Source organism: Candidatus Symbiopectobacterium sp. NZEC135, from assembly GCF_025962695.1.
Map to the genome: position 1 here is coordinate 1 of NZ_JAGFPF010001544.1, position 513 is coordinate 513.

The window sequence follows — 513 nt, forward strand, 5'->3', positions numbered from 1 at the left end:
TCGCCTGAGCCGTGGCCCCAATAGCTGCCCAGACGACCCAGTCCGGCACCGGCGCGTTTGGCGATGCGTCCGAGCTGGCGTGCATCCAACGGTGCATCGGTTGCCATAATGATGATTATTGACCCTGCATCGCGTTGTGGCGCCAGCTCGGGAAGCAGCGGTTCAATAAAGGGGCCAATGTGTAATCCATCCAGCGTGAGCGATGCCAGCGTGCCAAAATTGGCTAGCACCAGCACACCCAGCGTGGCATTCAGTTTGGGAATCAGACGAGATGCGGTGCCGATACCGCCTTTCAGACCGAAGCAGCTCATACCGCGCCCGGCACCGACGCTGCCGCGTGCAAAGTGGGTATCTGCCTTGCGCAGTGCGGCCTGCGCTATGGCTTCCGTCACCGACAATGCCTGAATGTCGTTCAGCCAGCCGTCATTACATTCCAGCGCCAGCGGGTTCACCGTAGGCAGCGAGCGCCCGAGTTCAGGGTTTTTGGCAATGGCGTCGGGCACCAGCGTGGTA

Annotated in this window: 1 protein-coding gene; it reads right to left on the reverse strand. The window is 61.0% G+C overall.

What is annotated here, in order from left to right; all coding sequences use genetic code 11:
- The coding region (locus J5224_RS35280) for a P1 family peptidase (RefSeq protein ID WP_264629421.1) at positions 1–513 on the reverse strand (513 nt) is incomplete at both ends.